The organism is Halorubrum sp. Ea8 (genome assembly GCF_002252925.1).
In the GTDB taxonomy this organism is placed as follows: Archaea; Halobacteriota; Halobacteria; order Halobacteriales; family Haloferacaceae; genus Halorubrum.
The window spans coordinates 23,256-31,121 of the sequence record NZ_NHPF01000077.1 but is presented as its reverse complement, the minus strand read 5'-3'; the positions used below and the strand labels follow the sequence as shown (position 1 = coordinate 31,121).

Annotated in this window: 8 protein-coding genes; 6 read left to right on the top strand and 2 right to left on the bottom strand. The window is 67.9% G+C overall.

Going from position 1 to position 7,866, the window contains the following annotated elements; genetic code table 11:
• Positions 1-147: 147 nt before the first annotated feature.
• Positions 148-819 carry a metallophosphoesterase gene (locus tag DJ74_RS08320; protein WP_094526949.1) on the top strand — a complete coding sequence of 224 codons (672 nt, stop codon included), beginning with the start codon at positions 148-150 and terminating at the stop codon, positions 817-819.
• Between the two features lie 40 nt (positions 820-859).
• Here DJ74_RS08320 and DJ74_RS08315 read toward each other — a convergent pair whose 3' ends face one another.
• Entirely contained in the window at positions 860-1,177 is a 318-nt protein-coding gene (locus DJ74_RS08315) for a hypothetical protein (RefSeq protein WP_094523863.1), read from the bottom strand.
• 149 nt (positions 1,178-1,326) lie between these two features.
• Here DJ74_RS08315 and DJ74_RS08310 point away from each other — a divergent pair, with 149 nt between their 5' ends.
• The 4 genes from DJ74_RS08310 to DJ74_RS08295 all read left to right on the top strand — a co-directional run bounded on the left by DJ74_RS08310 (position 1,327) and on the right by DJ74_RS08295 (position 4,262).
• Positions 1,327-2,406, top strand: coding sequence for an NAD(P)/FAD-dependent oxidoreductase (locus tag DJ74_RS08310; protein ID WP_094526948.1), 1,080 nt, complete (start codon positions 1,327-1,329; stop codon positions 2,404-2,406).
• Between the two features lie 148 nt (positions 2,407-2,554).
• Positions 2,555-3,325, top strand: a complete 771-nt coding sequence (locus DJ74_RS08305; RefSeq protein WP_094526947.1) for an SDR family NAD(P)-dependent oxidoreductase — start codon at positions 2,555-2,557, stop codon at positions 3,323-3,325.
• A gap of 146 nt (positions 3,326-3,471) precedes the next feature.
• Complete coding sequence (locus DJ74_RS08300; protein ID WP_094526946.1) at positions 3,472-3,654, top strand: hypothetical protein; 183 nt, start codon at positions 3,472-3,474, stop codon at positions 3,652-3,654.
• A 107-nt stretch (positions 3,655-3,761) separates the two neighbouring features.
• The gene (locus tag DJ74_RS08295; RefSeq protein ID WP_094526945.1) at positions 3,762-4,262 is read left to right on the top strand and encodes a hypothetical protein; all 501 of its coding nucleotides are present in this window, start codon (positions 3,762-3,764) and stop codon (positions 4,260-4,262) included.
• Positions 4,263-4,576: 314 nt separating this feature from the next.
• On the opposite strand, the gene DJ74_RS08290 is transcribed toward DJ74_RS08295, so the two are convergent.
• Positions 4,577-5,644, bottom strand: a complete 1,068-nt coding sequence (locus DJ74_RS08290) for a hypothetical protein (RefSeq protein WP_094526944.1) — start codon at positions 5,642-5,644, stop codon at positions 4,577-4,579.
• A gap of 251 nt (positions 5,645-5,895) precedes the next feature.
• Here DJ74_RS08290 and DJ74_RS08285 point away from each other — a divergent pair, with 251 nt between their 5' ends.
• Positions 5,896-7,650, top strand: a complete 1,755-nt coding sequence (locus DJ74_RS08285; protein ID WP_094526943.1) for an alkaline phosphatase — start codon at positions 5,896-5,898, stop codon at positions 7,648-7,650.
• The last annotated feature ends 216 nt before the right edge of the window (positions 7,651-7,866 follow it).

The following is a 7,866-nucleotide window of genomic DNA, read 5'->3' as shown; positions in this document are numbered from 1 at the left end:
AGCGGCTGGGGCTTCGGAGGCGTTCACCGTCGACCCGTCGTCGACAATTTATAACCGAACGACGTCTCCGACGCTCTCTCGCTTGACACCTCCTCACGCCCCGTATCGGCCGAACCTATTCGGGCGTCGCTCCCGTACGTCGACTCGATGAAGGTGGGGCTCATCTCGGACATCCACGCGAACCTCCCGGCGCTCGAAGCGGTCCTCGACGACATGCCCGCGGTCGACCGGATCGTCTGCGCCGGCGACGTGATCGGGTACAACCCGTGGCCGGCCGAGTGCGTCGAGCGCGTGCGCGAAGTCGCCTCGAAGACGGTCAGGGGGAACCACGACCGCACCGTCGAGTCCCCGGAGCGGTACCGCGCGAACCGCATGGCCGAGGCCGGGCTCGAACACGCGAAAGCGACGCTCTCCGACGACCAGCTCGCGTGGCTCGACGGGCTCCCGCGCGCCGAGACGTTCGCGGGCGGGCGGTACCTGCTGGTCCACTCGCACCCGGCGGCCGAGCGCGAGGACGCCTACGTCTACCCCGAGGAGTTCCCGAACCTGGACCGCCACATGGGCGACTACGACGGGATCGTCCTCGGGCACACGCACGTGCAGGGGAAGCGGTCGGTCGCCGGCGGCGTCGTCGTCAATCCCGGCAGCGTCGGCCAGCCGCGCGACGGCGACCCGGCCGCCGGGTACGCCGTGCTTGACGCGGCGACGGACGACGTCACGCTCGAACGGGTCCCGTACGACGTCGACCGCGTGAGCGAGGCGATCGCCGACGCCGGGCTCCCGGAGCGCACCGCCGAGCGACTGTATCAGGGGAAGTGAGGTCCGGACGGGCCGGCCGCCCCGGAGGGATCGCCCCGCGTCACGGCCAGAGCCCGACGAGGAGCAGGACGTTCCGCGCGGCGGTCGCGAGCGAGAGGAGACCGACGCCGGCGCACATCAGCGTCGCGACGAGCCGCCGGGTCCCGCCCGCGACCGCGACGGGGATCCCGATGACGACCATCCCCGCGGCCTTGGTGAGGAGCATCCCGGGAACGAGTCCGAAGGCGGCGATGAGGGCGGCGCCGACCGGGGAGCCCTCGACGTACTGGCCGCCGCCGATCGCGACGTACGTGGACGCCACGTCGGCGGCGACTCCGACGGCGAGGAGGACGAGAGCGGCGGCGAGTCGCGATGGCACTGGCACACCGGAGGCGACGGACCATAATAAGCTTCCGGGGGTCCCGCGTATTCGGGCGACTCGAACCGGGTAAGCGATGCCTACCGGGCTGGCCGCGGACCGCGCACAGCACGACGCCATTTAAACCGACGCGTCGCCTACTACCGGTAATGAGTTCGTCCGACGACGAGTACGAGATCGCTGTGGTCGGCGGCGGGCCGGCCGGGCTGACGACCGCGCTGTACGGGGCCCGACTGGGCCACGAGACGGTGCTCATCGACAGGGGCGGCGGCCGCGCGGCGATGATGGCGGACACCCACAACGTGATCGGGATCACCGAGGAGACCTCCGGCAACGAACTCCTCGCGACCGGCCGCGAGCAGGTCCAGTCGTACGGCGGCACCTTCGAGCGCGGCTTCGTCACCGATGCGGTCGAGACCGACGACGGCCGCTTCCGGCTGACGACGAGCGACGCCGAGATCGTCGCGGACCGCGTCGTCCTCGCGACCGGGTTCTCCGACGAGCGCCCCGACCCGCCGCTCCCGCGGAACGCGAAGGGGCTCCACTGGTGTCTCCACTGCGACGCGTACATGTTCGTCGACGAGCCGGTGTACGTGATGGGCCACGGCGAGGCGGCGGCCCACGTCGCGATGATCATGCTGAACGTGACCGACGACGTGGACCTCCTGACCCGCGGCGCGGAGCCGACGTGGAGCGAGGAGACGGCGGCCCGACTGGAGGCCCACCCGGTTGACGTCGTCCACGAGGACGTCGCCGGCGTCGAGAACGACCCCGACTCCGGCTGGCTGGAGGCGATGGAGTTCGAGGACGGGACCCGCCGCGAGTACCGCGGCGGCTTCCCGATGTACGGCTCCGACTACAACACCGCGCTCGCGGAGGGACTCGGCTGTGACCTCACGGATGGCGTCGAGGTCGACGTCGACGACCACGGGCGCACGAGCGTCGACGGCGTCTACGCGGTCGGCGACGTGACGCCCGGTCACAATCAGGTCCCCGTCGCGATGGGACAGGGCGCGAAGGCCGGGATCGCGCTCCACAAGGAGCTCCGCGAGTTCCCGCGCTCGACGGAGGAGATCGCCCGCGACGGCCCCGTCGACGCCGACGAGGTACCCGCCATCTCCCCCGACCTCATGGCGACCGCGGTCGCCCACGAGGGACACGCCGGCGGCCCGCGCGAGGACCCGGGCCGCGAGGTCGAGCCCGAGGCGACCGCGGCCGACGACGACTGAGTCGGTTCGGCCGGGGATCCCCGGGGGCGACCGGGGCTCCCCGGAGGTCCCCGAGGCTCCCGTGGCTCCTCGGAGGTTCCCGTGAAGAGTCGTCGCTCGGGATCCCGCGATACCGATCCTTTTTGATCCGCAGCACCGGACGGCCAGTATGGGAACTATCGACGCGGACTTCGCCGACGAGACGGTCGTGGTCACGGGCGGATCGAGCGGCATCGGCCGCGCGGTCGCGACCGCGTTCGGCGACGCGGGCGCGACCGTGATCAACGCCGACGTCCGGAAGGATCCGAAGGACGTCGGCGCCGAGACGCCGACGCACGAGGCCATCGAGGAGCGCGGCGGGATCGCGACGTTCGTCGAGACCGACGTCTCCGACCCCGCCCAGATCGAGACGGTGATCGAGGCGGCCCGCGAGTTCGGCGGGGTCGACGTGATGGTGAACAACGCCGGCGTCCACCGCAGCCGCGAGTTCCTCGACGTCACCCCGGAAGACTTCGATTTCGTCCACGGCGTCAATCTCAAGGGCGCGTTCTTCGGCACGCAACTGGCGGCACGGGACATGATCAATCGCGGCGCCGAGGGAACGATCGTGAACACGTCGTCGACGACGGCCGAGCGCGCGGAGCGCGATCACTCGCACTACGCGGCGACGAAGGGCGGCATACAGATGCTCACCCGAAGCGCGGCGCTCGAACTCGACGGCTACGGGATCAGGGTGAACGCGGTCGCGCCGGGGCCGATCGCCACCGAGATCCGGGAGGGCTGGGCCGACGAGGCGCGCGACATCGACGGATTCGGCGGCCTCCCGTCCCGCGCCGGCACGCCCGCGGACCTGCGTGACGCGTACCTCTACCTCGCCTCCGAGGGGGCGAGCTACGTGACCGGCGAGACGGTCTGGGTCGACGGCGGAGCGAGTCTGTGATCCGCGCCCGAGCGGCGCCGGGTCGACGCGCGGTCGGCGGGCCTCTACCCCGCTCGAATGCCGCCTGACCGCGCGTCTGAGCGGCTCTCGTCCGGCGGCCGTCGACGGGATCAAACTCTTGTCCGGGAGGGTCCAACGCGGAAGTGATGAGCGCCACCTCCCCGCTGTCCGGGCCGCTGCTCTCCACGGAACAGACCCTCTGGGTGCTGATCGCCGCCGGGTGGTTCGTCATCGGCGGCGTCGCCCTAGTCGACGGGCGGCGGCTGTTCGGGGCCGCGTGGCTCCTCCTCGGGCTCGGGAGCGCCTATCGGATCTTCAGGACTGACTGAGCGGGTCGCGTAGACATCGGCAGGTCGCGTAGACATCGGCAGGTCGCGTAGACACCGGCGGGTCGCGGAACACAACGTATAGGCCGATCGCGGTCCGACATCGAGACATGCAGTGGTCCTCCGAGCGCAGCGGTTCCCTCCGGTGGGCGGGGCGGTCGCTCGCCGGACTCGTCGGCGCGATCCTGTGTCTCGACGTGCTGCTCCTGCTGGTCCCGGCGTCCGGCGGAACGGTAGAGGCGGTTCGAGTGATCCTCGCGGTCGCCGCGGCCCTGACGGTGCCGCTCGCCGTGGGGCTCGGCCTCGCGTACAGACCGATCTACGCGATCGGTGGCCTGCTGGCGGCGCCGCTCGTCGCGGTGTACGTCGTGTCCGGGCTGTTGCTCCCGTGGAATCAGCTCGCGTTCTACACGGGTCAGCGGACGCTCGAAGCGTTGCTGGCCGTCCCGGCGGTCGGCGACCGGCTCGCCGCGGCCGCTTTCGGCGGCTTTACCCTGTCGCAGCGGTCGCTCCGACTCGCGTTTCGCTACCACTACGCCGTCGTCGGGCTCGCCGCCGCGCTCGGTGGAGGCGTCTACGTCGCGGAAACTCGACGGGCGACCGGCGAGTGAGCGGTTCGACGGCGTCGTCCCTCGAGACGATGCGAGGGAATCGATCGAGAGATATGCGCCCGCGCGCAAGACGAGCGTCCTGACGCGTCCGAGAGCGGCGAGCCCGCTCGGTTCGTCGGGTCGACAGCAGCGAGGGTGCGTCCGTTACGGGGCCCGGAAATCCGAACGCATTAAGCGCCACGGGGGTCGGATGAGGCGGTCACCCGACCCGTGTACGCGGACCGCCGCGGGCTGTCGTCAGCGCGAGAGGTCGCCGACCGTGTAGTTCACCCTCACTTTCCCCGGATGTCGATGACGCTCGCCGTACCCGGCGCTCACGTCGACTCGTCGCTGAATTTCGACAACACCCGCGAAGCGATCGTATCCAAGGTGACGAGCGCCACGTTCACGTAGAGTCCGACTAAGAACGCGAGGCCGGAAATGAGTCCGGTGGCAGTCGTAGCGCTGTCGGTGAAGAGGAACGAGAACATGTAGAGACCCGCTGCCAGCAACAGCGCCGCGGGCACGCGGATGCCATTCTGCAGGAGGGAGAGGAGACTCCTGTCGAACTCTCTGAACAGCGTCGTGAAGAGGTAGCCCAGCGACCCCAGCAACGCGTACAGGTAGACGTACGACGGAACCGGCTCCGCGACCGGCCCCACGAACGGGAGTACGTTCTCGCCGAGCGATGTGACGACGCCGATAGCGAGCAGCACCAGTCCGAGTCCGAACAACAGGAGACTTCGACGGTCGCGGTACCAACGGGGTTCGTCGGGTCGTCTTCCCGCAGGGAGGATACTGAACGGTTCATCGTCCGTTGTCGCTGCCGACTCGCCGTTGCTTTCCTCGGTCAAGCTAAGCATCTGTTTGGCGACCGTCCCGAGGACCTGATAAACGCGCTCCACGTAGAAGCCCGCAACGAAAGCGAGCCCGGCGAATATCGCGTCCGGTGAAGCGAGAGTAAAGGAGAGTGCGTCGTCCACCGCGCCGTGAGCGAGATAGATCCCCGCGGCCAGACAGAGCGCCCCAACCGGACGGAGTCCCAAGCGCACGACTTGGATCCACGACCGGTGAACGTACGCCACGTCGTCCGTGTCCGGGTCGACGTCGGTGACGAAAGCGAGGAGGGACCTGGCCATCGCTCCGAAGAATCCGTACAGGTACACGTCGAACGGAACGCCGACACCCTCCGCGATCAGGTTCAGGCTCTCTATTGAGGCAGTGACGGCCGAAAGCGTGAGGAAGACGCCGCTCACGACGATCGCTTGTCCGACGGATACACTGTACCACGTGTTCGCGTACGCCTCGACCTTACTCAGTTTGCCCGCCTCTTCGACGTCCTGATCGACTGGTCCGCTCTCCTCGCTCTCGGTCGCGCCGTTCCCCTCAGTATAGGTTGCCATATGCTAACATGTTACGTAATAACATAACAAAGTTCTTCTCGAAAACATGAATGAATTGACGAAGCGACCATCGGCGGTAGCCGGTGGTATGCTGCGGATGGACGCTGCTTCGACTCGTATCGACGTGCGGCCCAGTGTCGTAGAACCGTGGCCAGCGATTGTGAAGAGGGGTTACAAATTAATGATATGAGGTTATTGGTAACAAGTGTTAGTGTCAGCGGACGAGCAACCAGACCGGCTCACAACACGATATGTCGAACGTCACGATTCGGCAGCCCGTCAGGGCGGCCGAGCTCACCGAACTCGATAGCACACCCGAGGACGACGGCGGTCTGACGGAGGCCGAACCCGCCGACGTGTTCCCCCAGTCGGTAGCCAGCGGTGGTCCGACCCCGGAGTCGGTCATCCTCTGGACTCGAATCAATCCCGAGCGATACGACCCGTCGGAATCGCTGTGCCTCGAGGTCGCGACTGACCCGTCTTTCGAAGACGACCCCAGGGTATTCGAGTTCGACGGCCCGGGGGTCAAACCGCCCGACAACTACACCGTTCGCGTCGACCTCGATCACGACGCCGTCGACGCGGACTCGGTCTATTACTACCGGTTCGTCTACCGCGGAGTGCGGAGCAACACCGGTCGGTGTCGGACGCTGCCGGCCGAGGACGGCGAACCCGAATCAGTTCGGTTCGGAGTGCTGAACTGTCAGGACTACCAGAACGGCTACTTCGGCGCGATGGCGCGGCTCGCGGAGACGGACGTCGACTTCGTGTTGCATCTCGGCGACTACATCTACGAACACGTCGCCGAGGGCGACCCGGGGGGCGTCGGTGGCCCGTACCCGGACCGACGGATCGAGCTCCCGGACAGCGGCACGCGCCCGATGAGTCTCGACGACTTCCGGCGCATCTACGAGACGTACAAGACCGATCGCCACCTCCAGCGACTTCACGAGCGCCACACCGTGATTCAGACGTGGGACGATCACGCCATCGCCAACGACCGGTACTGGGACTACGACGCCGGCGCACCGGTGTTCCCCGACCACCCGTGCGGCGACGTCCCGGAGTTCACGCGGTACCTCACCGCCGTCGGGATCCAAGCGTGGTGGGAGTTCGTCCCCGGACGCATCGAGTACGACCCGAGCGCGGACCGCCTTCACGAGTCGTTCGACCTGTATCGGAGCCTGCGGTTCGGCGACCTCGTCACGCTCGCGCTGACGGACGAGCGGCTTTTCAGAAGCGAACCGCGGTCGTGGCCGGCGGAGCTGCTCGACCCGTGGTCCGAGCCGGACACCTCGCGGACGATGCTCGGGGAGGCCCAGCGCGGGTGGCTGCGCGAGACCTTCCGCGAGAGCGAGACGGTGTGGACGGCGTGGGCCAACGCGGTGCTGTTCAAACGACTCTACTTCCTGGGCAAGGGGTTCATCTTCTGGGAAGACGCCTGGAGCGGGTTCGAGTCCGAACGACGGGAGATCGTCGACACCCTCACCGCGGTCCGAGAACGGGGTGACACGAACGTCGTGACGCTGACCGGGGACATGCACATGACGCTGGCCGCTCGCCTCCGGAACGAACGGCAGGGCGACACGCCGGTCGGCGTCGAGTTCATGACGCCGAGCGTGACGAGCGTCAATCCCCGCGAAAGAGCCACCGAGATCGGGCAGCGGGTCGGACTGGGACGCGAGTTCGGACGGTTCGTCTCGTGGCTCGTCAGGAGCGTGTCGACGTCGCGGGCGGCCGACTACCTGTCCGCTACCGGATTCCTCCCGGAGTTCGCGCTCTCCGACGGCTCCCACTGGGGGTTTTCCGTCATCACGTTCTCGCGCGAGTCCTGTCGATGGGACGTGTACTGGGTGGACAAGACGGACGATTCGGCGACCAGCGAGTGCCGGTCGGCCTATCGCGTTTCCGTCCCGGCGGGCGAGTATACGATTCACGAACGTCGTGAAGCGGGTCCAGGTCCTGACGGCGATGCGATCGGTACCGAGCGAAGCAACCCCGACTGATAGGGTTCAAACCCCTTTCGGCGATTTCTCTCACTTCGTTCGAGAAATGCGCCGGCCGGGACCCTCGCGAGCGAACAGCGTGAGCGAGCGAGGGTACGGGCGGCGCACGACCGAAGGGAGTGCGCCGGCCGGGATTATGAACCAGAGGAAGACGGTCCTGCTCGCTCACTTCGTTCGCTGCGCGGGCTGCGACTTCCAGGGTTCAAATCCCTCTCG

What these genes read in the sequence shown, in the direction of transcription:
- DJ74_RS08320 (WP_094526949.1), top strand. Translation starts at nt 148, where the DNA reads ATGAAGGTGGGGCTCATCTCGGACATCCACGCGAACCTCCCGGCGCTC.
- DJ74_RS08310 (WP_094526948.1), top strand. Translation starts at nt 1,327, where the DNA reads ATGAGTTCGTCCGACGACGAGTACGAGATCGCTGTGGTCGGCGGCGGG.
- DJ74_RS08305 (WP_094526947.1), top strand. Translation starts at nt 2,555, where the DNA reads ATGGGAACTATCGACGCGGACTTCGCCGACGAGACGGTCGTGGTCACG.
- DJ74_RS08300 (WP_094526946.1), top strand. Translation starts at nt 3,472, where the DNA reads ATGAGCGCCACCTCCCCGCTGTCCGGGCCGCTGCTCTCCACGGAACAG.
- DJ74_RS08295 (WP_094526945.1), top strand. Translation starts at nt 3,762, where the DNA reads ATGCAGTGGTCCTCCGAGCGCAGCGGTTCCCTCCGGTGGGCGGGGCGG.
- DJ74_RS08290 (WP_094526944.1), bottom strand. Translation starts at nt 5,644, where the DNA reads ATGGCAACCTATACTGAGGGGAACGGCGCGACCGAGAGCGAGGAGAGC.
- DJ74_RS08285 (WP_094526943.1), top strand. Translation starts at nt 5,896, where the DNA reads ATGTCGAACGTCACGATTCGGCAGCCCGTCAGGGCGGCCGAGCTCACC.